This is a genomic window from Microcoleus sp. Aus8_D2, from assembly GCF_036702665.1.
In the GTDB taxonomy this organism is placed as follows: domain Bacteria; phylum Cyanobacteriota; class Cyanobacteriia; order Cyanobacteriales; family Microcoleaceae; genus Microcoleus.
Genome location: NZ_JAUBUN010000022.1, coordinates 1 through 24937 on the forward strand (window position 1 = coordinate 1; position 24937 = coordinate 24937).

The following is a 24937-nucleotide window of genomic DNA, read 5'->3' on the forward strand; positions in this document are numbered from 1 at the left end:
GGTGATGTTGTCGGGGATGGTGATGTTGTCGGGGATGGTGATGTTGTCGGGGATGGTGATGTTGTCGGGGATGGTGATGTTGTCGGGGATGGTGATGTTGTCGGGGATGGTGATGTTGTCGGGGATGGTGAGGGATTTAATGGAATGGTGTCAGATCCCGATCGCACTAAAGCCACACCTAATAATAACGGGCCTTGTCGATCAGTCTTCGGATCGAACTCCAATTTCTTAGTAGTCAAATCGCTTTCCGCCCAACTTTCCTGACTCGTCCAAAGCAGCGGTTTTTCCTCTATCCCCACTACTGGCGAAGTTGAGAGAGCACGCGCAAACGGAAAGAAAGAAATGCGGGTGTCAAAACTTTGAGTAATCGGATGTTGGCCGTAACGCCTGACTGTCGGAACCGTGGGGCCCAGGCCAAATCTTTGACCGGTGCCCGAAGCATCGATGGCCAAACGGGAGTCTAGTTTTACGCCCCATTCTTGCAGGAATTTGTCCAATCCCGTATTAATTGCGGGATCTACCATTAAAAATAAACTGCCGCCACGATCGAGATAAGCTTTTAATGCTTTAATTTCTGTATCGGAAAACGGTTTTTCCTGACCGGGAACGATTAAAGCATCTGCATCTTCGGGAACTTCTTTGCGTTCGGTCAAATTCAGGGTTTGAGTGTTGTAGTATTTATCTTTCAGAGCTTTTTCAGCTTGCTGAATTCCGCCTTGACCTTCTTTCAGCGGGCGGGATCCTTTCCCTTGCAAAAAGTAAACTGTAGGAACGCGAGTGCTAAGAATTTCTTCTAAGCCATTGGTAAGTTTGATCTCAGAAAGACCTTGATTCGGGTCACTACCAAAAGCCGTACCACCTTTTTGCAGCACCTGTTTTTTGTCACCGGATTGCAAGTAAACTTCTCCGATGCTGGTAATGTTAAATTCTCGGATTTTTCCCGGTTGGGCCTGCGGGTCAACAAACTCGAATTGGAACTTTTCGCCTCCCTCGCGTTTGTAGCTTTGCAGCAATTCTTTAATTTGCGGGTTTTGGATGGGGTCAAATACCCAAACTTTGACTGTTTGTTGCAGGTTTCGCAGGATTTGTTGAGTCTGGGGGGCGAGGGTAAATTGTTGGCTTTCGGTTAAGTCGATGCGGACGGGATAGCGAAATGCTATGAAGTTAATTACCCCGATAATCACAAAGACGGCGAGGGTAGCAATCAAGGCGTTGGTACTCGCTTGAGTGGAACGCCGCCCCCAAAAGCCTTGTTCGTAACTCAAAGATAGCAGCCAAAGCGCGATCGTCACTATTCCAGCAATAACTAAGCCGACTGTCAGCGGTTCCCATACTCCGGATACAAGTGCTGCTGTTACCCCCGCTGCGGTGAGAAGGGGGCCCAGCAAAAAAACGTATTTCCAATTTGTTTTGCTAATTTTCATAACGTAAATATTGTGTGACCAAATTCCGGTTAGAGAATGTTATTCTATATCCTATTAGCCTGCTGCAACCACGCTGTTAAATCTGACTGATGGTTGAAATCCAGCACGGCATCTCCTAATTCTTTTAATTCCTGTACGCCTAATTGACGAATGCTGTTTTCTGTTTCCGGTTGTATTGTGCCTAAACGCCGCACGATTTGACGCAATATTAACGATAGTTGAGCGGTTTTTGTCACCTCGTCTATTGCTAAATCTATGGCAATCTGCTGGGATTGAATCCACAGTTCTTGGTTCTGCAATTCATTTAATTCTTCCTGAGTGAAGTTGTCCTCGCTGGTTATCCTCAAAGCTTTATGAATTTCGGGAACAGCACTGAGTGTTTCTGGTACGGTCTCCAGATTCCTGGTGTTTTTTAGAAAGTAAATCCATTGTTCGGCGGTTGTTTCTAATTGTGCTAATTCTTTGCTAAATTTTGGCAGTTCTACAAATACTAATTCTATTTCTGTATCGGGAAAATCTAACTGTTGCTCTTTTTCTTTGAAAACAAACCTAGTCATAAATTCTGGCTGATTTTCAAACATTTCAAAATCGGCAATTTTCAAGGAAATTACTGTTTTCAGTCTTTCGTAGCGTTCTTCTCCTGTTAATTGTAGGCTGTAGGTTTTGGCAGCGTTGTACAACACTCTTTTCTCCAAGGAAGGCACGTTAAGTAGTTGGATTTCAATGAGGGCGATTCTGCCGCTGTTAATTGTGGCTTTGACATCTAGGTGTGTGTCTTGGATTCCCAAAGTTGGATTTACAGGTTGGGAGTCGATTATTTCTAAGTCTTCGATGACAGGCTGTGCTTCATAAAGGATGGCGTTTAAAAAATTAATTAGGATGTCTTTGCTGTCGGTGGAACCGAATATTTTTTTAAACGCAAAGTCGATTTTTGGATTGACAAATCTCATTGTTTGAGGTACTTTTTAGTAGTCAGTAGTCATTGGTCCTGCCGTCATTGGTCAGTAGTCAGTAGTCAGTAGTCAGTAGTCAGTAGTCAGTAGTCAGTAGTCATTGGGAATTCGTTGCTCCTCTTCCTCTCCGTGTCTCCCCATCAGACCCTCTCCGTGTCTCCCCCTCTTCCTTCCCCTTCGCTAAGAACGCTGATATCGCAAGGCGTCGATGGATTGGGCGGTGAGAAATACTCCTAAAATGATGTAACTGACCAACATAATTAAACTGCTGGTATCAAAAACTCCCTTGACAAGATTGGTGTAATGTGTTAGGAGCGAAAGTTGTCCTAATGCTGCTCCGAAGGGGCCGCCGATAGTGACGGCGGCGGCATCGATTACCCACAGAAATAATACTAGAGCGAAGGTGAGGATGGCTGATAAAATTGTGCTGTCTGTGAGGGAGGAAATAAACATTCCGAGGGACAATACTGCTGCTGCTAGGAGGATTAAGCCACCGTGTCCTAGCGTGAGGACGCCGGGGGGTACGGGTGGGGTTGAGGAACTGAGGGCGATCGCCTCGCAGAAGAGCAGGGGCAGCAACATTGTGGTATAAAATGTTAAGACGCCGAGGAGTTTGCCGGTAGCAACTGCCCAGTTTGTTAAAGGCGATGTGGCTAAAAGTTCCAAGGTGCCACGTTTGCGTTCTTCTGCGTAAAGTCCCATTGAGAGTGCGGGTAGTACGAACAGTGACAGGGAACCCATGATTCGCAGGAAGAGTTGCAGGAATTCGTAGGCTACGTCGATGGGAGGTTCGGTAATTCCCGCTTGGTCTCGCTGGGCGATTTGGGGAATTAACCCGTCGGGGGCGAGGAGAATGGCGATTAAAAAGTAGCCTGTGATCAGCCAAAAGACTGCGGCGATGGCATATGCTAATGGCGAGGCAAAATAGCTTTGCAGTTCTTTGCGGTAAATTGCGACAATATTACTAATCATTACTAACATTTAGGAACTGGGAATGGGTAATTGGTTATTTGTAATTGGTTGATTCTGAGTCGCCTGCGGGTGGTGTTTGGCTGTCGTTGCTATCCTGGCTTTCTTTCTATTTGTCGCTTTCTGGTAGCAGGTGGCTGTTCTGCTTGAACATCGCTACTCGGTTGTTGCTTTTTCTTGAGTAGCCGATTTTTTGCAACTGGTTGCGATTGAGGTGGAGAATGCTCGATCGACTCTACAGTTTCCGCAACAGGTTCGGATTCCGGTTCACGATGCTCGATCGACTCTATGATTTCCGCAACAGGTTCGGATTCCGGTTCACGATGCTCGATCGACTCTATGATTTGTGCAGCAGGTTCGGATTCCGGTTCACGATGCTCGATCGACTCTAGGATTTCCGCAACAGGTTCGGATTCTGGTTCACGATGCTCGATCGACTCTAGGATTTCCGCAACAGGTTCGGATTCCGGCCCAAGATACTCGATCGACTCTACGGTTTCGACAACGAGCAGATTTTCGACAATCGGTTCCGGTTCACGATGCTCGATCGACTCTAGGATTTCCGCAACTGGTTGCATTTCTGGTTCACGATGCTCGATCGACTCGACGATTTCCGCAACTGGTTGCATTTCTGGTTCACGATGCTCGATCGACTCTACGATTTCGACAACTGGTTGCATTTCTGGTTCACGATGCTCGATCGACTCTACGATTTCCGCAACTGGTTGCATTTCTGGTTCGTGATGCTCGATCGACCCTTGTCTTTCGACAAGGAGCAGAAATTCTGCAACAGGTTGCATTTCTGGTTCTATATCGCCGATCGACTCTACAGTTTCTACGACTGACTGGGATTCTGGTTCGTGATACTCGATCGACTCTACAGTTTCTACAACAGACTGGAACTCTGGTTCGTGATGCTCGATCAACTCTACAGTTTCTACGAATGGTTCGGATGCTGGTTCGTGATGCTCGATCGACCCTACAGTTTCTACGACTGGTTCGGACGCTGAATCTGAATCATAGAGTGACTCTACAGTTTCTGCAATCGGTTCGGATGCTGAATCTGAATCATAGAGCGACTGTTGCCTATCTGAAACTAGCAGATTTTCCACAATCGGTGGCGATTCCGATTGATGAGCATCCGCGATTGTCGGTTGTGATTCCGATTGATGAGCATCCGCGAGCGCATCTTGAATTTCTGCCACTGCTTGCAGATTTCGATCGACCTCCGGTTCGCTGTGAACCAGACTTTCTTCCGGTTTCTGTTGGGCCACTGTCAGCCGTAAAAACACATCTTCCAGACTAGCCCGATTGCGGCGCATTTCGCAGAGTCCGAATCCTGAGGCGATAATAGCTGTGGCGATGTCTCGTCCGGGTTCTATGTCCGATTCGCACAATGCCCGCAGGCGGTAGCGACTGGTTAAAAATTGCTGGCTGGGAATCAATTCGACCGATCGAACTCCCGGCACATTTTCCAAAGAAGGCAACAGCAGACTGTTCAGCAAATCCGCCTCACCTTCAACTTCGACTTCGTAACCTTCCCCGGTGGCCAACTCTCCCATCAAATGTTCGGGAGTACCTGCTGCGACGATTTGACCGCGATTGATGATGGTGACGCGGTTGCAAGTCATGCTGACTTCCGGCAGAATGTGGGTCGAAAGGATGATTGTGTGTTGGTCGCCGAGGCTTTTGATTAAATTGCGAACTTCGATGATTTGCCGAGGGTCTAGGCCGACTGTTGGTTCGTCTAAAATAATCACGGGCGGGTCGTGGACGATCGCCTGCGCGATACCAACTCGTTGCTTGAATCCTTTGGAAAGTTTGCGGATTAAAACTTTGCGTTTTTCAATCAGGCCGCAGCGTTCGATCGCGGAAGTAACTCGTCGCGCGCGATCGCCCGCAGGTACTTGCTTAATCCGCGCCACAAAAAACAGAAACCCTTCCACGCTCATTTCTGGATAAAGCGGCGGGTTTTCCGGTAGATAGCCGATGCGCTGTCTGACAGCCATCGAGTTTTCGTGAACATCGAGGCCAGCGATGCGGGCGGTACCGCTGGATGCGGGCAAATATCCCGACAAAATCCGCATGGTTGTGGTTTTACCGGCGCCGTTTGGCCCCAAAAACCCGAGAATTTCTCCTGATTCGACCGAAAAAGACACGTCCGCGATCGCTGCGGTCGAACCGTAAGTTTTGCTTAAATGTTCTACTTCAATCATTTGTCAAGGGTTTCAGCCGATGGGGGGCTATTTTCTAGGAATTGTCCAGTAAATCAACCAATTTAGGTACTTTCAGACCTTGCTGCCACTTACCAGTGTCCCTTAACTGCTACCGCTACACAAGCAATCTCATCTAGCATTATTCTAGAGCTAGCTTAGGATCTTGTATTTTATTACTCACCCATTTTAACCCCTTAAATAAGGAATTAAAACATAAAAATGAGCCCCCCTACCCAAAGGACTCATTAGCATATTTATTTGCGATTATCTTACCGATGTCTCGACACTGGTAAACCCCCCCAATCTAAAGTAGTTTCACCTTCTATTTCCCTACCCAAAAAGAAGGGACTAAGCGCTTTGTTGGCGTGAGCTTGACACAAAGAAAGTTGGCTACTGTCAGTGTCTTCTTGCCACACAGAAGGTTCGTTACCGCCGGGTAAAAGTATCCACCTAATATACGAGTCAAGTCCTAAGTTTGTCAAGGTAGTTACCTCTCGTCTTCTGTGTCCTGCAATTGGACACTTAGCGATAGATATGCGTGTATAAACAGGTTCCCAAGAAACTTTTAAGTTTTGAGATTTGCCTACATAAATAACTTTTGGTTCTGTTTTGCTTGCCATCACAAAGAACAAACCACGAAGAGCGGGTAAAAATTGTGGTGAAGAAAGAGGCAATATCGGTAGCTGCAAAATACTTGGTGGGGTGATGTCAGTTACCATGTTTATTTGCGCTTTGTCGCTATTCCCTAAGTATTCCTCCATTACAATCGCTTTCTTAAGAGCGATATGTGGACTCTCATTCGGTAACTGCGTTTTTCGCTCTGTTCGCTCTATCGATTCAGGAGGAGGAAACTCACCCTCATAATGCACTAGACGTTTCCATGTTTCCGTTATAGTTAAGTGACCGAAACATTTTGCATAGGAATCTATGCCTAACTTTTGGGCAAGCTTTTTGTAAAACGGAAGGGGATGCCATAACTCGTATTCTGTCCGATTTTGTCGTGCCGACGTTACGATTTGCGATCGCAAATCACTTGATAACGGTAAATCTGTCATAATTATTCTGTTCCAATCGTTGTGTGGCAACTTTTGGGGAAGCCGTGGTTAGTTGGGCTGTGAGAAGCCTCGCTACCGCGCATCAATCTTCCTTAACTACTTACCATTGCAGGTTTGCAGCCACTTGTCAACAGGTGCGACTGTAAAGTTTTTTTACGGGTAGTGGTACAGAAAAAATAAAAGTTCGTTATATAACCTTTGTTTGTAGCGTAAGTCGCTAATATGGTTTATTTATTATAGCTTACTTAATTAGACTAAAAGGTACAAAAAAGTTGAATAGGAGGGTTTTTAATTTACTATTTACACCCTATCCTAACATATTTTGGAATATGTTGTTTTAGTCCATTTTAACGCTATACTATTTTTGTAGACCTATATGGTTTAGAATTATTTTGACCTATACTGAAAACAGCCAGCGATTTAAGCGCAAAGTATTCTGAACAAGGAAGTGGCAGAATGACTGTGAATTACGAAAATACACCCGTCTCTATGCCCCATTATTGGGAACACATAGTAACATCTCATTACCTGACAAAGAATAAGTACGTCCCTGCTTATAAGCTAGAAGCGCTTAAGGATGGCGATAGCATAATTGATAGATGCCGTCGGAGATGGTGGAAAATTAAACTAGACGAACACAACCAACATTTGAAACCACAAGGTGCTATTATCCGTTTTGTTTACTGTAACGGCTAAAGCACTATTAAACCGTAAATCAAAGTAGGTCAATCTCAGTTGGTCTACTTTTTTGTGGGTAAATAAAGCGGATTTAAGTAGTACAAATTTACAGAACTTTATAGGTTGGTAACATCGTTGTCAACATTAAACAGTGTTATTTAAGTGATGTACATATGTAAGATTTGTAAACATTTACGAGTATAGGGGGTAGAATAGATAAGTTTTATTAATATTAAAATTAGAGTAATTGTAAATTAATGTAACGGAAATATTGCATTAGAACTAACTAACTAGATAAAAAACATGAACAGAGAGGTACAAAAATAGTGGGTAGAAAGAGGTAGTAAAGAAAAATAATTCCCCCCCGGGTTTTGTAACTTTCAAGTCTTAAAGGAGGCAAAAATGGCTGTTTCTGTAGCGATTAAGAGCATGAGTGATATGTAAATTACAAAAAAATGAAGGGAAAGGATAGCGACTCACTTCATTAATAAAACTTATCTATTTAAATATAGCGGGGGATTTAATTTTGATTAGTAGCTGTAATATATTTACGATTTATCCCCCTATTTAAGGGGGTAAATGGTAAATCATATCTGTATTCTCGGTAAAGTAGAACATGATGGCTGCTTAAATCCCGTTCACTCGCGGTCGGAACAAAATTAATCTTCAGTCGAGGTATGCACATAGTGTGAGTGAAGCAAAGGTAAGTGTCAGGTAACAGACAAAGGTTGTAAAATAGTCAATAAAAAACCCCCTAATTTAACCTAGGGGGTTTATTTTTTGTTTGGTTTATGTACTGGTAGGGTTAGATGTCAGGGAACTGTGCGTTTTCGTTAACGCCTAGGTAGTGTCGTTGGATAACTTCTACACTGTTACCGCACGCCGTAGCTAGCAGGAATAAGTCAGTACCAGCCTGTGCCATTAAGGTAATGAATGTATGACGTGCATGGTAGGGAGAGAGGTAGCGGGAAATTAAGGTAGATGCTACTAAACGACTAACAACGCCGGGATTTTCGTTTCTTATTCCGTTTTTGTCAGTCTCAGGTTTACCATTCCATACAATACCGATACAGCCAGAGTTGTATGCGTCCCCACGGGTATTAGTAAAAACTAAATCGTTAGGTTGTGCAGTAGCAGGTTTGATACGTAGCAATAGCTCGCGTAGCTTGGGGTACATTTTGAAGATGCGTATATCACCTGTTTTGGTGACTTGGACATTTTTAATTTGTCCGTTATAGGACTTGCTAAATCGGATATAGTCTCCATCTTTTCCCATAAATAGGTCTTTCCATTCAAGCGCAAAAGCTTCACCGGGACGACAACCTGTTAAAAACAGAAATTCGATTAAAGGTGCAGCTTTTCGATCGCCGTGTCGTGTAGACTCATAAAACGCTTTGATGATGATGTCCCGTTCATCTTTTGTAAATGCACGTCTATCGCGTTCGGCTAGATTCTTTTCTGTATCTTCCTTATCCCACCATCGGTAATTAACCGATCCCTCTGTATCGACTACCGATTTGTATTTATCAGTTTTGTTTTCAGCAATGGTACTAACGATTGCAAAGGGATTTACCGCTAGCTTAGTTTTACCCTGTGACTGTAGGCGCGTGAAGGCTTCTGACAAAGAAGAAAATAAGTTGCTTTTGCTGTCAGCGCTCATTTTGTGAGCCAATATCAAGTCAGTAACACTAGGGCATAGCGGTAAATCCCATACACTGTTTTGGGAACCTGTAAATGACTTAGTTTTGCCATCCCAAACTAACCCTTTAAGCGCGTTAGTAAAGGTACTGTTAAACTTAAACTGAAACGTAGTTGGTTGCAGTTGTGGTTGTTTCCAAATTAGGTAATCCTCCCACATTGTACCTACCGTTATCTCAGGCTCTACGATAGGCGGAGCTGCCAGCTTCAACGCCGCTGATGTGTACTTGACCGCTAAGCCGTACTTAACAAACGTAGGGTCAAATAGTATTTGCCAGTTTTCAGAGTCTGACAAATCACGCTCTATACGCAGCGCTGCTGACTGGGCTAACTTCCAATTCTCAGGTGACTCCCTTAAACCTAGTCCCATAGTCCGTTGCTTAGTTGGGGCCTTGCCGTCCAAGATTTCAAACAGCGGATTGTACTTGCTGCTGAATCGGAAGGCTAAGACGCCCTTCTCAGCGTAGACAGAGACTAGGGGCTTAGGGGTTGTAGTTTTAGCTTGCATATTCTGTTTTCAATGTTCGGTAAGGGTAACAGCATTCTAGGAAAGTTCTAGACTATTGAGGAGATTAGCTAGAAATACATTTCTGGATTTAACCCCTTATTTAAGGGGATAAACCAGAAAATCAGTATAACAGAATAGTTGCTAAACCGGCTTAAGTGTTCTACTTCAATCATTTGTCAGAAGTCAGTCGATTTTAGGTTTGAGATTTGAGATTGATTCTGCCAAAGCCTGTTCCGCTAAGACCGGCCCGACGGCTGTTCCACAAAATGCACAGTCCCGCTAGCAGTGCGGGTCGATCGAATTTTTGGCGCAAATTCTAATTTGATTTTGTCTTCCAGTGTAGTCCGGCAAGAACCAAATCTATCATAAGTGTCGATCGTACGATAGAAACTGGTGGCGAGTTTTCGGCTGCTGTTGTCTGACTTCGGCTAAGGCTGAGATTGCTTTTGCTAATTTATAGGTTTAAATAATACTTTTGTCACTTCAGTTTTAATTTTTCAAACAATCACTATTTTTATGGCTGTTGTGTTCGCTTTTTTATTGATTTCATTCTCATTTATTTTACGAATTTAGGTCGTTTGCGTGGTATTATCATTTTGAGAATCTTGGCGACGTATATCAATTTATCAAATTCAGCTTGAAACCCTTTATATTGCGTTGTTGGGGGTTGTGTCACGTAGTTAATTGTTTTTTATACAAGTGTGTCAAAATATATTTTTGTTGCGGATTGTTAAGCAAGTGTCAAGTGGGGATTGACAAATTGACGCTTTTATGAATAAGACTTTTGAACGAACCGCAAAGGCGCAAAGGGCGCGAAGGAAGAGATGAGGAAAAAAGCAGGGATTATTGTTGCTGAAATTGAGTTAACAACCAAGCACCTACCTGGGCTTGGTCTTGAGTCCGACTTCGGCCCAGGGCTTCTAACAAAGCAAAGCAATAGGTAGTCCTGGCAAAACTTCGGATTGTACGAGTCGCCGGCTGCCATTATCGGCGATGATGGCAAAGGCAAGGATTTCTGTTTTTTTACGTCTATCACCCAGTATTCAGCGACTTTTAGTTCTTCGTAAAGCAACCGTTTTTCGCCGATGTCGGATAAGGTTGAGTCGGCAACTTCGATGACTAAATCTGGCTGTGGGGTAAGGTCAAGACAGGCGATCGCACTTCCTTGAGGTGCTAATTGCGATCTTTCTCCAATTTCGATCGCCCGTTCAATTCTCAATTTAATCAAACGATAAAATCCTAAACATCATAGTTAGGTTGCTCTAGGAAACTCCAAGTATTTGACCCGACGAGCCCATCAACCGTTAGCTTGCGATCTGCTGGGAATTGCCGTACCAGAGCTTCAGTTTTGGAGCCAAAGCTGCCATTGACAACAAGTTGATCTCCATAGTACCCATTTAGCCGCACTTGTAAATATTTGACCTCATCGCCTCGCTCGCCACTGCGTAAAGTAGGGTGAGTTTTTCCGGTGTTATATTTAACTTGTTCTAGATCGAGCCACGTCTCGCTCGCCAACTATGCTATTAACCGTTAGGCTGCAAGCTGCTTGGAATCGCTTAACTAAGTCTTCAGTTTGGGAGCCAAAGTTACCATCAACGGTAAGTACAGAACCGTAGAAATGATTGAATCGACGACTTTGAGCCACCTTTAATATTAAGGGAATAATATGCCATCAATATCACAATTGGGAACCGTCAATTTTATTGGAAAGATTCTTCACAATCAAGATATCAGCGCCATCGATGTCAGCGTCATCAATGTCAGCAAGAAATTCCTGGCGATCGGCTCAGACGAGGGAAACCAAGTGCAAATCTTGGGGCGTGACGGTGAGGATTATCAGGTCATAAACGAGATCGCCCTGAACAAGTATGCTGTTGAGATCGACATTGAGGGAATTGCCTGTGAGGGTAACACAGTTTATGTTGTGGGTTCTCACTCATGCAAAAGCAACAAGAACAACAAGGAAGCGAAAATAGACCCAGATCGCGATCGCTTGTTTCGCTTTTCCCTGGACGACTACGGTAAAAAGCAGGCATTGGAGGAAACTAGCCTGCGAGACTTCCTCGATAGCCAAGAAGTCTTGAAAGACTATAGCCACATTCCAAGTCAAAAGAACGGCGTTGATATTGAAGGGATTGCTGTCCGCAAGGAACAATTGTATATCGGCTTCCGCAGTCCTGTACTGCCAGGAAACTGGGTACCAAGTATTGAAGTGTCGATTTGCAAACCCGATCGCTGAGGCGAAGTTGGTTTACGTGTAACTGGGTGGACTAGGTGTCCGTGACATCACTCGTGTTGAAAAAGGCTTTCTAATCCTGGCTGGACCACGTGAGGATAGTTCGGATTCATACCAAGTTTATTTTTGGGACGGCAAGGATTGCCAGTCTGATAAATCAGGGAGAATTGGTCAGATGGAGCATTTGGGCGAAATTCCCACCCCCAAGGACGGGAAAGCAGAAGGTTTAGTAATGTTGGAAGAGAGTCCTTCAGACTATGAAGTCCTGATTATCTACGATCACCTAAAGAATGGCGCTCCAACTCGATTAAGAATTGAGAAATGATTCCGTTGTATGTAGCTGCGAGCAGAGTATTTGCGGATGAAAGAGGGATGGTAGTCCTGCAAAAGCGCTGTAGCTGTTGGTAGTGCAACAATCCTCGGTGAGTTGCGCGGTACAACTTCACCGTTAGTAGCAGAATTACACCGACTCCACTACCCAAGAGAGTTCGCAAATCACCCCTCCCTTGGGCAAAGATTCTCGCCGAAACAGTCCGCCCAATCTTGTGGCCAAAAGGTTACAGTGCTTGGTTCTCTCTCCCTCTCCAGGTTTCATTCCAGCGCCATTGTCCTGCACTTTCAGGATATATTGCCGATCGAGATGTTGTCCCGTCACCACAATTCGAGTCGTTCCCTGAGCGTGTTTCCCCACATTGCATAGAGATTCCTCTAACCACAAACACAAATCCCGCTTCATCTCTAGGGTGAGGGTGGGTCGATCGAGGGGGGGCGAAATTTCGCACTTTGACTTGAATGGTTTTGAAGTAGAGCAATAGGCAAATACTTTCTCACTGGCGTTAGAGCTTCCTGGACTGTTTGGGCTGAGCGGATTTGTGTACTAGGAAAGCGATCGCTTTCCCAGACTAATCGTTCCATTGAGAAGCAGGCGATGGTCATCAACAATCAAAATTTTTACTTGCTGCGCATCCATCGAGTTATAGGAAATTAACGCTGACCTTACGCAACAATTTTATCTTACAGTATTTTTCAGCAGAGATAGAGGACACGGCAGTGCCGTTTCCCGCTTAAACATCGATCGCAAACCTCTCTCCTGCATCTCTCACTCTGCGCCCTCTGCGCCCTCTGCGGTTCATTTAAAAAAATCTTAACTCCTTTTCCAAATCTTAATTTCCCCCAACCAACCCGCACTCACAATAGTCTTAGCATCAGCGCTAATTCCCACAGCAGTAACGTAGCCAGAATGACCGCTCAAATTACCCCTCAATTGGCCCGATCGCAAATCCCACAGTTTCACACTCTTATCCCAACTCCCAGTAACCAGTATACTGCCATCCCGACTGATTGCCACAGACCAAACTCCGTCAGTATGTCCGCTTAAACATCGATCGCAAACCTCTCTCCTGCATCTCTCACTCTGCGCCCTCTGCGCCCTCTGCGGTTCATTTAAAAAAATCTTAACTCCTTTTCCAAATCTTAATTTCCCCCAACCAACCCGCACTCACAATAGTCTTAGCATCAGCGCTAATTCCCACAGCAGTAACGTAGCCAGAATGACCGCTCAAATTACCCCTCAATTGGCCCGATCGCAAATCCCACAGTTTCACACTCTTATCCCAACTCCCAGTAACCAGCATACTCCCATCCCGACTGATTGCCACAGACCAAACTCCGTCAGTATGCCCGCTCAAGCGCCGAATTAACTGCCCGTTTCCGGTATTCCATAACCCAACAGTACCGTTGCTGTTTCCGGCGGCCAAAGTTTTGCCATCGGGAGTAAAAGCTAGGGACAAAACAGACAAGTTTTTGCCGCCAATCGTCTGAATTGCTTGACCGTTAGCTAAATTCCACAACCTAATTGAACCATCTTTGCTACCGCTAGCCAAAGTTTGGCTATCGGGACTGATTGCAACAGCATTTATCAGCCCAGAATGCCCGGTTAAAGTCCGCAGCAATTCCCCTGTTTTCGCATTCCAAATCTTAATCGTTTTATCCCAACTGCCACTCGCGACAAACTGAGCGTCGGGACTGACGGCAACGCTCGAAACAGCACCGGAATGCCCGCTCAAAGTGCGTACAACCGCGCCAGTTTCTAAATTCCAAATTTTTACAGTTTTGTCGTCGCTGCCGCTAGCTAACACGTTTCCGTCCGCATTCGATGCCAGTGCATTTACCGCTTCCGCGTGTCCTTGCAAGGTAGTTTTTAATGGCCCGCTGGGAAAATTCCAAACAGAGATTGTGCCGTTGCTGTTTCCTGTGGTAAAATAAGCGGAAGCAAGGGCAAGGGAACTGACAACTTCCGAAGGCCCTTTGAGGGTATTTGTCGCAGCAAAGGCGATCGCACTTGCAGGGTTCCGTGGCGCATTGTTCGCCGGAGTTTTTGGGTTTCCGGCTGTTGGAGATTGGGGTAGTGCAGGTAGCGAAACAGTCGATCGCCATTTCATGAAAGTATTGATTTCTATCCCCGCCGCCACGATTTTATCCGAATTCTCTTCTAACCTGACAATACCGTTAATTGCCACAACTCGCCCCGCGTCATCGAGCACTGGGCCGCCGCTCATGCCAGCTCTCACTAAGTTATTGTATACCAAAGTATAACCGTTCCAGGGAGTTTGGCGGCCGGTAAGTTGACCTTCCGTAGCTATGAAAATCGGTTGTTGCAGGGAACCGCCGGATATCGGCCAACCAGCCACATAAGCCTTTTTTCCGGGAGTTGCCGCAGAATTGGCTAATTCAGCGAGACGGTAGCTTTGAGGGCTGCTGATGGGGACGATCGCTAAATCCGCACCGGGCATTCGCCGGATTAGACTGTATGATACAGAGTGAGCTTTGCCGTCGGGAGTTACAACTTCGTAATCGCCAGCTTTATCGACAACGTGCCAGTTTGTGAGTATATAGTATGTGCTGCCTTGTTTCTCTAAAATTACTCCTGAACCGCCTTTTGTGCCCTGGATGCGCACGGTGATTTCTTTGGCGACGGTTTTAACTGCGTCGGCGGTTAATCCTAGGGCGATTTCAGGTGATGTGAGTGGAATAAGTGCGATCGAGCTTAGGGCGATCGTAGCACTCAAAATAGCCGGAATTGTTCTGCTGTAGTTCATTATTGTGTCAATTTAACATACCCACCTATCAACGGACGGATAAGTTTTCCGGTTTGTGGCATATTGTCACACAAACAGGACTGACGCATTTGGGACTCCTCGAAACCGGGTTTTTTACCTAATCTACGGGTAACAAGAAAGATTTTCGTCCATCAAACCCGGTTTCTGTCCACCCGTGCGTCCAGGACTAACAAGCAGGAGGACGCTCAGTCCTCACTACGAACTTATAATGGCATTTTTATTCTCGCAATACTTGAATTAGTATCAAACCGAGCTAATGAGTTTGTCCTCCATTTAAAGAATGAATTTTTGTAAAGGTTTAGAGAAAATTTCTGAAGCTATCCTGCAACAGGCGTAAGGGTATAAATCACTTGTCGCAACCAATTACGAAAAAATATCAATGAATTTTTGTAAAGGTTTAGAGAAAATTTCTGAAGCTGTCCAGCAACAGGCGTAATGGTGAAAATTACTTGTCGCAACCAATTCCGAAACAATATCAACTAACACAATCTTTCCCATTGGTTGCGAGAGGCTGGCTCCTACTCGGCGCTAGCTCATATTCAGGATGCATCTGTTGACCAAATCAACCTTTAAAAAAGGACAAACTAGAATGTCAAAAAGATCGCTTGAAATCTTCGGCGATGGTCGCGTATACGAAATCAAAGACGACCTAGCTATTAAAGTCACGGAGACTAACGGGCAAATAAAAGCATTAATCGATGCTTTAAAGTTCAGCGTGGCTAAAACATATCATATTCATCCTGCCGACAAACAACCGCCTGATGTGGCAGAACGCAAAGGTTCAAAGCACATAAATCAAGAAGGCTTTAAGCTTCTGACTGCGTTTGAAGGATGCGAGCTGACTGCTTATGATGATGGCGGTGGAGTTTGGACAATTGGTTACGGACACACTGGCGATGATGTGTTTCCAGAAATGACCATTAGCCAAACGGAAGCAGAAGACTTGCTGATCGGAGATTTAGAAAAATTTGAATCCTATGTTGAGGATGCCGTTGAAGTTCAGCTTAATGACAATCAGTTTTCTGCGCTGGTTTGTTTCTGCTTCAACGTCGGCCCAGGAACAGAAGGTTTTGGAGGTTCAACTCTTCTGAAGCTGTTGAACGACGGAGATTATCAAGGAGCAGCCAATCAGTTTCCTGTGTGGAATAAAGTCAATGGTGAACCCTGGCCAGGGCTGACACGCAGGCGCTTGGCCGAGCAAGCTCTGTTTTCAGGAATGCCTGAAGTTCGGGTTCTCAAACTTACCGAGCCAATAATCCAAGGTGAGGATGTGCGACAAGTGCAACAAGCTTTGATTGATGCAGGTTTTGATGTCGGAGCTGATGGAGCTGATGGCATCTTTGGAAAGGGAACGGATCGAGCTGTCAGAGAGTTTCAAAAGCAAAAAAAACTGACTGAGGATGGGATTGTTGGTGATGAAACTCTTCAATCACTGGGATTAACAACTTAACCTGCTTGAGTGCTGCACCTAGAACTTTGATGCAAATTGACTAAGGCTGTACGGCTGGTTTTACCTAATTCTGCCAAGTCCACGTCCAAAGAGCGCAGGCTCTCCAACAAAGTTTTTGCAACAGGTACTTGATGGCTAGTTGCAACACAAAACAGATTCAATTGCACAACTTACTCAACAAATAAAAGACCTATGAATATCCAAGATTTCGTCGGCAAAAATATCCGCTACGATACCAACGACATTGCAAAAGACAAAGAGTTAACCGTTGAACTCCAAAAGCTATTCATCGAGCAGGGATTGCTCAACGATCCACCAGAGGACACATTTGGCTTGTTGTCCACAGCAGCTCTCAAGAGATTTCAGCAACAGACTGGCTGTGACGAACCAGAATTTCTCGGGCCCCAAACCGCTGACAAATTAATAGCAGCTCCAAAAGGGGTAACCAGAGGAGATGCGTCAATCCTGCTTCAGGTGATTAAGAACACCATCATCAAGAATAAACCACTCCAATCTGAGGCCCTCTCTGACAAACAGAAGTACAATCTCACTGCGGGAACTCAACTCAATCTTGTCTTTTTTGACGTGGAGCGCCAACATTTAAAAATTACCTTAAGCGAACCATTCCATAACTCTGTGGTTTGGTATGTCTTTGCAGAACACGTCGAAGTTTTGGAGGGTAACAATAAAGTTTATCCCCAACAAAACCCCGATCAAATAAAGTTTGATGTCCCCTATAAACCTCAGAATGACAATATCGAAAACCCTACAGGCGCTTGCAATGTGACTTCACTTGCTATGTGCTTAGAATACTTTGAAGTTCCTCGCCGTACAAGTGAGGGACAGTTTGAAGACGAGCTTTACCGATATGCCTTAGACCAGGGATTAGACAGGCACGATCCTAACGATCTGGCTCAAATTGTACGAGACTACGGAGCGAAAGATAGCTTCACCCAAGCAGCAACCATCGACGAGGTAAAAGACTGGTTAGGCAACAAAAAGCCGGCAATAATACACGGCTACTTTACCCGATCCGGTCACATTATTGTAGTGGTTGGATACGACAGCACTGGCTTCATCGTTCACGATCCCTACGGCGAATGGTTTGCTGATGGCTACGATTTCAACGACCCAGAAGGAAACAATGAAAAGGGTAAGTTTCAGCATTACTCTTACAACTTAATTCGGGAAGCCTGCATTCCTGATGGACAGTTTTGGGTGCATTTTATTTCCCAATAGACTTGGGTGTATCTCAAGCAAAACGGTTCAGTTAAAACTGTTTGTTCCTCGGATATCCCCGTCGCATCCCCGCAACGATTCGGGGGACGCAAGATTAAGTTATTGTCCCCCATTTTTAATGGGGGCTAGGGGGATATGGCTTAACTGAACCCTATTGGAATATAAAGAGAGCGAGTTCTTAGCCCGATTGAGTAAAAACTAGAAAGTGAAGCAATATCATGACTGATAAATCTGAGCAAACACCGAATATTTACGCCTTATTAATTGGAATTGACGGCTATAAACCTAATCGGTTCTACAAGAATCTTAAAGGATGCGTGCGCGACATTAATCTTGTAGCAAGCTACCTCTTAAAGACACTGAATATTCCATCCGAACGGATTTTTAAGCTGACTTCTCCGAATCCCGAAGTGGCTGAAACCATCGAAACGAAAGACCCGGAACCAACTTATGAAAATATTGTGGCGAAGTTTGATGCCATTACAGAAATAGCGAAACAGGGAGAGCAGGTATACATTCACTATTCTGGGCATGGAGGACGTGCGGCGACAATTTATCCACAACTCAGAGGACAGGGGCAATTCGATGAAGCACTCGTCCCAATGGACATTGGCGAAGACAAATCCCGCTATCTGCGCGATCTTGAATTCATAACACTTCTCAAACGGATGACTGACAAGGGATTAGTTGTCACAGTTGTGCTAGATAGCTGCCATTCTGGAGGGGAAACACGAGGTGAATACTCTGACATTCGAGGAGGGGATAGCGATGACAACTCCCAGCGACGAACCGACAGCTTAGTAGCATCAGAGGAGGAATTGATCCGTAACTGGGGCTTAACCGGGGGAACAGCTCGCAATGCGACTCCTGGGGGTTGGTTCCCTCAGTTGAGCGAGTATGTTGTACTGGCTGCTTGTCGTCCTTCGGAATTGGCCTATGAGTATGCTTTTAATGGTACAGAGCGTCAGGGAGCGCTGACTTACTGGCTGTTAGATACTTTAGCTAACCGGAGTTCTGAACTGACTTATCAGTTACTTTACGATCGCATCTATGCTAAGGTGCAGGGCCAGTTTCAAACTCAAAGCCCCATGCTTTTCGGTGAGGGAAATCGTCAAGTCTTTGGCAGCGATCGCACAGAGTATCATTACACTGTCCATGTTATTAAGGTAGATCCAGCCGAGAAGAGGGTGCTGTTGGACGCTGGCAGAGCGCAGGGTATTGGCAAAGGCGCACAGTTTGCCATTTATCCATTGGGAACAACGGATTTCAATCAGAAGGAATTAGCAATTGTTGAAGTTACAGAAGACATCACTGTAGTAAATGCTTGGGCGGTTATTGAGCCTGATTCCTTGCCGGTAGGAAGCAAGGTTGAGGCTGGAGCTCCAGCAGTCATGTTGGCCGCCCCTATAGAGCTTATCCAGCGAGTCCGTCTGTTTTTCAAACAAGAGGATACAGGAGATCGGAAACTGCCACCAAATCAGGTGCTGCCTCCAGAGATACTAAAAATTCAGGCTGAAGCACTCGCGGCAATCAAGTCAGCTATTCCTCATGTAGGAAAAGGTTGGGTAGAGTTAGTTTCTGAAGGTCAAGCCGAACAATACCAAGTTGCTATCACTAAAGATGGCGAATACGAAATTTGCGACCCAAGTGGAGAGCCATTTGAAAATTTACGACCACACCTGAAGGTAAACGAGCCTAATGCTCCTGAAAAGGTAGTCAAACGCTTAATCCATCTCGCTAAGTATCAGGCTGCCGAAGTGCTTAAAAATACTTCAGCTTTAACCAACAAGCTAATCGTCCAGTTAGCAGACGAAAACAAAAATCCCTTGGCTGACCCAACAACGCAAACCCTGAAGGAGGCAGAAAGAACATACTTGCATATCAAGAATGATTCTCCTCAAGATTTGAGCGTTGTCGTACTAGATTTTCAGTCAAATTGGGCGATCGATCAACTCGATATTTTTGGAGATGGTGCAGAGTTTGCCACATTTAGTCCCGGAGCCGAAGAGTTAATCCCCATAAAATTCAGTCTTCCCAATGGATACAAAGAAGGCCAAGACATTTTGAAGGTCTTTGCTGTTGCCAACAAATCGGCTAAGTTTCACTGGCTAAAATTACCACCTCTCGACGCACCGATTGAACCTAAATCAGCAGTAGAAAAAGGAGAACAAGAAGCAGCAAGAAACAGCACAAACCCACTCGATAAACTCCTCGCAGCGATTAGTGCTGACGTTGATAATGAACTTTCTCTTCGTGCAGTACAAGTTGACGATCCCAACCGAGGTTGGATGACTAAATCGGTGACAGTGACCGTGACCAGGTAAGCAGAATCAGGGGGCGATATCCCCCTGAGCGGCGTTTGTATAACCGTTTTTCGTTTCAGAATGGGAGGCTCAAAATGAGCGAGTTTGACTTCTTACAGCACGGTGTTGACTGCTTTAACCAAAAAAACTATGAGGAAGCGATCGAGGCATTTAATCAGGTACTACACATTAATCCCAACTTAGCTGAAGCTTATTATCTACGAGGGCTTGCTCGCAGCCAACTGGGTGATACTCAAGGAGCCATTGGAGATTACGATTTAGCATTACAAATTAATCCCGACTGGGTGGATGTTTACAGGAGTCGAGCCTCCGCCCATACAGCGCTTGGAAATCAGCAAGGTGCTGTTGAAGACTACACTCAGGTGTTGCGGATTAATCCCTTAGAGATTGAAGCTTACGTTAATCGGAGTCTTACCCGCACTCGACTAGGAAATAACCGGGAAGCCATTGAGGACTGTACCAAAGCAATACGCCTCAATCCCAACTATGCTGAAGCTTACGTCAACCGAGGTCTGGCTCGCTCTAATCTCAGAAACCTTAAAGGCGCTCTTGAGGACTGGACACAAGCGCTGACCATTGCTCCAGATGACGCTCAAGCTTACTCTAACCGATGCTTTGTTCGCGCAGAACTTGGAGAGCCTCATGGCGCTTTGGAAGACTGCAACCGAGCCTTGCAGATTAATCCTGAGTTTGACCAAGCTTACACTAATCGGGGTTTTGTCCGATCGCAAGTTGGAGATTACCAAGGTGCATTAGAAGACTGCGAACAGTCACTGCAAATTAATCCCAATGAGCCGGAAACCTATTACCATCGAGCCACTGCACGTTATTACTTAGGGAACCGTCAGGGCGCTATTGAAGATTCTCAAAAAGCGGCTGATTTATATGTACAACAAGGCAGGACAGATGATTACCATTACCAAGCTGCACTAGACAATATCAAACAGCTTGAACTCGGTGCTACTTTAACGCCTCCTATAGTGTCTGTTGCTGATGAAACTCAAGTTATTGATATCTCAATTAGCTCTCGTCAAGCTGAGGCTGATTCTCTGTTGCGGCAAGGTCTTGAACAGAGCAAGACTAATCAGCTTGATGCTGCTTTAGCGTCCGATCGACAAGCTTTGACCATCTATCGAGAGGTAGAGGATAGCTGGGGAGGAAATCTTGCCATCCTAGCTTTACAAAACTTAGGGGGTACGTATCACGATCGAGGTCAAGAACAATATCAGAATAGAGAATTTGAAGCATCTTTAAACTCTTATCAACAAGCCCTGAGCATTTATCGAATCAGTGGCGATCGTGCTGGAGAAGCCAACGTTCTCTACAATTTTGGAATAGCTTATGATGTTTTCAACAGATACGAAAAGGCGATTGAATACTTTCAGCAGAGTTTAGATATAGCACGGGAAATTGGCGATCGTTCTTTTCAGGGGCGTATTCTTGGAAGTCTTGGTATCTCCCTAGGTAGAAGAGAGAGCAAAACTAGCGAGGATTATCAAAAGATAATTGATTGCCATGAGGAAAGTTTGAGAATTGCTCTAGAAATTAGTGATTTGCGCGGTCAATCGTTAGCTTTAGAAAATATAGGAAATGTCTGGGCGCTGCAAGAAGACTACAACAGTGCAATTGATTACTATCAGCAGAGTTTAGCTAAAGCCAAGGAAATCGGCGACGCCTACGGAGAAATGTTTGCTGTGGGAAATATAGGGGCTGTTTATCTATATCAAGAAAATTACAACCAGGCTATTGAATATTTCCAGCAGGGGTTGAAGATTGCCAAGGAATACAAAGAATGGCAGTCAGAAGCCATCAATCTGGAACGATTAGGATTGGCTTTTTTCAAAGCTAAAAACTTAGGAGAAGCAGAAAGTCACCTACACCAGGCTATTGAAGTTTATGAAACAACCTGGGCAGGCAATGGCAACAACGATCGAGAAAAAACATCAATGTTGGATATCCAACAGATGGCTTATCTTGTTATGCAAGAAGTATTAATTGAGCAGCAAAGATTTGAAGAGGCTTTAGAAATTTCAGACCGCGGTCGTGCTAGAGCAATTGCCTATCTATTAGCAAGACAGTTATCTTCAAGCCAACCGGAGCCAGTACCAAAATTTCATCTGACAATTGAACAGATTAAAAATGTAGCAAAATCTCAGAATTCCACCCTCGTAGAATACACAATTATTAATAATTATGATGGCACAACAGAAGCCAAATTACGGCAATCAAAACTGTTTATTTGGGTGATTAAACCCACAGGTGAAATCACTTTTAAATCGGTTTACCTCAAACCCTTGTTACAAGGACGTATTACCTCTTTGGAAAAACTGGTTGGCAATTATCGCCACTCGATTGGTGCTAGGGGGCTGAACCGCAAGGCTGTAGTGGACAAGGAAGAAACAGTCCCTGGTGACCCGGTTGAGCGATCGCAGAAACTTTATCGCATTCTGATCGAAGATATCGCTGACCTTTTACCAACCAATGTGGATGAGCGCGTCATCTTTATTCCCCAAGGTTCACTATTCCTAGTTCCATTCCCAGCTCTCAAAAATGAGTCGGGTAAGTATTTAATTGAGCAACACACTATCCTCACAGCTACCTCAATCAAAGTTCTAGAACTAACTCACGAACAGCAGGAACGAGTCCAAGCGGTAGGTATGGAAGATATGCTGGTAGTTGGCAATCCTACTATGCCGTCTATTTCATTTGAATTTGGGCAAAAACCTGAAAAGTTAGACTCTCTTCCTGGTGCAGAAAAGGAAGCTCTAGCCATAGCTCCTTTATTGCACACTCAGGCATTAATCGGCAACGAAGCTACTAAAGTTGCGATTGTCAAACGAATGCCATCTTCACGGATTATTCACTTAGCAACCCACGGCTTGCTCGAAGACTTCAGGAAACAGGATGTCCCAGGAGCCATAGTGCTAGCACCATCAGCAACAGATGACGGTTTGCTAACAGCAGCAGAAATTTTGGAATTCAAACTCAATGCTGAGTTAGTCGTTCTGAGTGCTTGTGACACCGGACAAGGAACATTAACTGGGGATGGTGCGATCGGGCTGTCTCGCTCCTTGATTGCGGCAGGCGTTCCCAGCGTGATTGTGTCCCTGTGGTCAGTACCAGATGCTTCCACCGCCTTGTTAATGGTGCAGTTTTATCAAAATCTCGATCGCAAGTTAGACAAAGCTCAGGCGTTGCGGCAAGCGATGCTGACCGTAATGAAAATGAAAGAATATCCCAATCCAATCAACTGGGCTGCCTTTACCCTAATTGGTGAAGCGAACAGTGCTTTCAGCTTTGCAACTACAGGTAAGTTGGTGGGAGTATCTCAGTAACTAGAATATTGCTGATCGTCCTTTGCCGGGGAAGCTGATGAGTGAAAACCCATCTATATAGCTTAACCAAGACAGAGCTACAGAGCGGAAATCTTAACTATTATTTAGAAAAGTGCGATCGACCGTCAAACTGCTGCTCAGTATGTTAGGATGCGGCATTTTATGCTAAATTAAACGGTATTAGTAGGGTGCGTCAGCTAGAGTTTTTTCTGCATAATGCAGAGTTTAAGAACTGACGCACCTGCAACTAATATTTGGCATCATTCCCAACAAGCTGGTAGGGGCGGGTTCACCAATAATCCCAAACAGTACAAACAGATTAAATAAACCCGCCCCACCCCACCAGCCAACCCTTTGCTGACAATAGAAACCTGGAATAATGGTGAAATAGGAGGTATAACCATACAGAAACAATGTTTGTACTATGACAATTTTATGCCAAATCGAACAGCAAAAATTCCGCATCTTCCGCCGCTTCGATCGCCAACTCAGCCTCGCCGCTAACCGCCGCACCGTCACCTTTTTCTAAAGTCAAGCCGTTGAGCAAAACAGCGCCGCGAGCAACTTGTATCCAAGCATGGCGATTTGGCTGCAAAGCATGAGAAACCCGCGAGTTTTTATCCAAAACAGCAGCGTACAAATCCACATCTTGATGCACTTTCACCGCACCATCTCTCGCATCATGCGCCGCCACCAACCGCAGTTGTCCGCGCCTTTCTGCTAGGGGAAACTCCCGCTGTTCGTAACTCGGCTCTAAGCCATTTGTATCGGGTAACAGCCAGATTTGCAGCAAATGAACTGGGTCAGTTTGCGAGTGATTGAACTCGCTGTGCTGGATGCCCGTACCTGCACTCATCCGCTGCACTTCACCGGGTTTAATCGCTGCACCAGTACCCAAACTGTCCTTATGTTCTAATGCTCCTTCCAGTACATAGGTAATGATTTCCATGTCCCTGTGCCCGTGAGTGCCGAAACCTTTGCCGGGGCTAATCACATCCTCGTTGATTACCCGCAACGAGCGAAAATTCATATAATTGCGATCGTAATAATCGGCAAAGGAAAATGTGTGATAACTGTCCAGCCAACCGCGATTAGCGTGTCCTCTTGCTGCACTTTTTCTGATGGTAATCATTTTCTGAATCCTCCTGCGATTTTAGATTTTAGATTTTAGATTGAATAATTGGGAATGACTGAGGTCGCTCGTGTTTGGGAGTACGGGCCTACAGTTCCATTGTTTTCGGGAACTGGTATTAGTGAAAATTCTCGGGTATTCCTGGGATGTTTCTACTTTAAACCGAGTCAAGCTATTATGGGAAGTACGTACTGAAAAGTGCGGTAGTTACCAAAAAGATACTATGCAAGTTAAAGCCGGAAGTATTGAGCGCGCAAATTGCCCGGTCGAGAGGACTTTAGAGGTGATTGGCGGGCGCTGGAAAGTCTTAATTCTGCGGGAGTTGTTTCAAGGAGTGAAGCGTTTTAACGAGCTGCAACGAGCTGTCAACGGCATTACTCAAAAAATGCTGACGCAGCAATTGCGGGAGATGGAGTCAGACGGGATTGTGCATCGGGAAATTTACCTGCAAGTTCCGCCGAAAGTTGAATATTCGCTCACGCCTTTGGGCGAAAGTCTCAAACCGATTATTGATACGATGCACGAATGGGGAATTAAGCATATTAACTATAGTTAAGTTTATTCAAGTCTAGTTAATTCCCAATTTGCGATCGTCGCCGAT

22 protein-coding genes are annotated in these 24937 nt (G+C 45.0%); 8 read left to right on the forward strand and 14 right to left on the reverse strand.

What is annotated here, in order from left to right; translation table 11 throughout:
- From QUB64_RS18125 to QUB64_RS18145, 5 genes are all read right to left on the reverse strand, one after another.
- The coding region (locus QUB64_RS18125; RefSeq protein WP_333394157.1) for a GldG family protein at positions 1-1424 on the reverse strand (1424 nt) is incomplete at its 3' end.
- 44 nt (positions 1425-1468) lie between these two features.
- Positions 1469-2374 (reverse strand): Rpn family recombination-promoting nuclease/putative transposase, encoded by a 906-nt coding sequence (locus QUB64_RS18130; RefSeq protein ID WP_333273513.1) that lies wholly within the window; start codon positions 2372-2374, stop codon positions 1469-1471.
- A gap of 183 nt (positions 2375-2557) precedes the next feature.
- Complete coding sequence (locus tag QUB64_RS18135) at positions 2558-3358, reverse strand: ABC transporter permease (RefSeq protein WP_333273510.1); 801 nt, start codon at positions 3356-3358, stop codon at positions 2558-2560.
- Between the two features lie 80 nt (positions 3359-3438).
- Complete coding sequence (locus QUB64_RS32995; protein WP_442921671.1) at positions 3439-5562, reverse strand: ATP-binding cassette domain-containing protein; 2124 nt, start codon at positions 5560-5562, stop codon at positions 3439-3441.
- Between the two features lie 269 nt (positions 5563-5831).
- On the reverse strand, positions 5832-6617 hold the full coding sequence (locus QUB64_RS18145; RefSeq protein WP_333273508.1) for a hypothetical protein: 786 nt from the start codon (positions 6615-6617) through the stop codon (positions 5832-5834).
- A 456-nt stretch (positions 6618-7073) separates the two neighbouring features.
- Here QUB64_RS18145 and QUB64_RS18150 point away from each other — a divergent pair, with 456 nt between their 5' ends.
- Positions 7074-7313: a hypothetical protein gene (locus QUB64_RS18150; RefSeq protein ID WP_333325677.1), complete on the forward strand. Its 240-nt coding sequence runs from the start codon at positions 7074-7076 to the stop codon at positions 7311-7313.
- A 787-nt stretch (positions 7314-8100) separates the two neighbouring features.
- On the opposite strand, the gene QUB64_RS18155 is transcribed toward QUB64_RS18150, so the two are convergent.
- From QUB64_RS18155 to QUB64_RS33000, 4 genes are all read right to left on the reverse strand, one after another.
- Positions 8101-9501 carry a tyrosine-type recombinase/integrase gene (locus tag QUB64_RS18155; protein ID WP_333273505.1) on the reverse strand — a complete coding sequence of 467 codons (1401 nt, stop codon included), beginning with the start codon at positions 9499-9501 and terminating at the stop codon, positions 8101-8103.
- A gap of 769 nt (positions 9502-10270) precedes the next feature.
- Complete coding sequence (locus tag QUB64_RS18160) at positions 10271-10729, reverse strand: Uma2 family endonuclease (RefSeq protein WP_333273502.1); 459 nt, start codon at positions 10727-10729, stop codon at positions 10271-10273.
- 11 nt (positions 10730-10740) lie between these two features.
- Positions 10741-11016, reverse strand: coding sequence for a peptidoglycan-binding domain-containing protein (locus QUB64_RS18165; protein ID WP_333273499.1), 276 nt, complete (start codon positions 11014-11016; stop codon positions 10741-10743).
- A complete protein-coding gene (locus QUB64_RS33000; protein ID WP_369124808.1) occupies positions 10979-11146 on the reverse strand; it encodes a peptidoglycan-binding domain-containing protein in 168 nt (55 codons plus the stop codon). The genes QUB64_RS18165 and QUB64_RS33000 overlap by 38 nt, the downstream gene beginning before the upstream one ends.
- A gap of 21 nt (positions 11147-11167) precedes the next feature.
- Between QUB64_RS33000 and QUB64_RS18170 the strand changes: the two genes are divergently transcribed.
- Positions 11168-11740, forward strand: a complete 573-nt coding sequence (locus QUB64_RS18170; RefSeq protein ID WP_333273496.1) for a DUF3616 domain-containing protein — start codon at positions 11168-11170, stop codon at positions 11738-11740.
- Positions 11741-11762: 22 nt separating this feature from the next.
- Positions 11763-12062 (forward strand): DUF3616 domain-containing protein, encoded by a 300-nt coding sequence (locus QUB64_RS18175; RefSeq protein WP_333273525.1) that lies wholly within the window; start codon positions 11763-11765, stop codon positions 12060-12062.
- A 135-nt stretch (positions 12063-12197) separates the two neighbouring features.
- Here the strand turns inward: QUB64_RS18175 and QUB64_RS18180 are convergent, their stop codons facing one another.
- The 3 genes from QUB64_RS18180 to QUB64_RS18190 all read right to left on the reverse strand — a co-directional run bounded on the left by QUB64_RS18180 (position 12198) and on the right by QUB64_RS18190 (position 14835).
- On the reverse strand, positions 12198-12455 hold the full coding sequence (locus tag QUB64_RS18180; RefSeq protein ID WP_333273493.1) for a hypothetical protein: 258 nt from the start codon (positions 12453-12455) through the stop codon (positions 12198-12200).
- A gap of 426 nt (positions 12456-12881) precedes the next feature.
- Entirely contained in the window at positions 12882-13235 is a 354-nt protein-coding gene (locus QUB64_RS18185; RefSeq protein ID WP_333273491.1) for a WD40 repeat domain-containing protein, read from the reverse strand.
- The gene (locus tag QUB64_RS18190; protein ID WP_333273487.1) at positions 13192-14835 is read right to left on the reverse strand and encodes a trypsin-like peptidase domain-containing protein; all 1644 of its coding nucleotides are present in this window, start codon (positions 14833-14835) and stop codon (positions 13192-13194) included. The genes QUB64_RS18185 and QUB64_RS18190 overlap by 44 nt, the downstream gene beginning before the upstream one ends.
- Positions 14836-15445: 610 nt before the next feature.
- On the opposite strand from QUB64_RS18190, the gene QUB64_RS18195 reads away from it, so the two are divergent.
- Positions 15446-16306 carry a glycoside hydrolase family protein gene (locus tag QUB64_RS18195; RefSeq protein ID WP_333273485.1) on the forward strand — a complete coding sequence of 287 codons (861 nt, stop codon included), beginning with the start codon at positions 15446-15448 and terminating at the stop codon, positions 16304-16306.
- Here the strand turns inward: QUB64_RS18195 and QUB64_RS18200 are convergent.
- Entirely contained in the window at positions 16303-16473 is a 171-nt protein-coding gene (locus QUB64_RS18200) for a hypothetical protein (protein WP_333325570.1), read from the reverse strand. The genes QUB64_RS18195 and QUB64_RS18200 overlap by 4 nt on opposite strands.
- A gap of 25 nt (positions 16474-16498) precedes the next feature.
- Here QUB64_RS18200 and QUB64_RS18205 point away from each other — a divergent pair, with 25 nt between their 5' ends.
- From QUB64_RS18205 to QUB64_RS18215, 3 genes are all read left to right on the forward strand, one after another.
- Positions 16499-17545 (forward strand): C39 family peptidase, encoded by a 1047-nt coding sequence (locus tag QUB64_RS18205; RefSeq protein WP_333273483.1) that lies wholly within the window; start codon positions 16499-16501, stop codon positions 17543-17545.
- A 218-nt stretch (positions 17546-17763) separates the two neighbouring features.
- The gene (locus tag QUB64_RS18210; RefSeq protein ID WP_333273480.1) at positions 17764-19869 is read left to right on the forward strand and encodes a caspase family protein; all 2106 of its coding nucleotides are present in this window, start codon (positions 17764-17766) and stop codon (positions 19867-19869) included.
- A gap of 74 nt (positions 19870-19943) precedes the next feature.
- On the forward strand, positions 19944-23204 hold the full coding sequence (locus tag QUB64_RS18215) for a CHAT domain-containing protein (protein ID WP_333273477.1): 3261 nt from the start codon (positions 19944-19946) through the stop codon (positions 23202-23204).
- 433 nt (positions 23205-23637) lie between these two features.
- Here QUB64_RS18215 and QUB64_RS18220 read toward each other — a convergent pair whose 3' ends face one another.
- Positions 23638-24336, reverse strand: a complete 699-nt coding sequence (locus QUB64_RS18220) for a pirin family protein (protein ID WP_333273476.1) — start codon at positions 24334-24336, stop codon at positions 23638-23640.
- Positions 24337-24559: 223 nt separating this feature from the next.
- On the opposite strand from QUB64_RS18220, the gene QUB64_RS18225 reads away from it, so the two are divergent.
- On the forward strand, positions 24560-24892 hold the full coding sequence (locus QUB64_RS18225) for a winged helix-turn-helix transcriptional regulator (RefSeq protein WP_333273522.1): 333 nt from the start codon (positions 24560-24562) through the stop codon (positions 24890-24892).
- Positions 24893-24937: the final 45 nt, after the last annotated feature.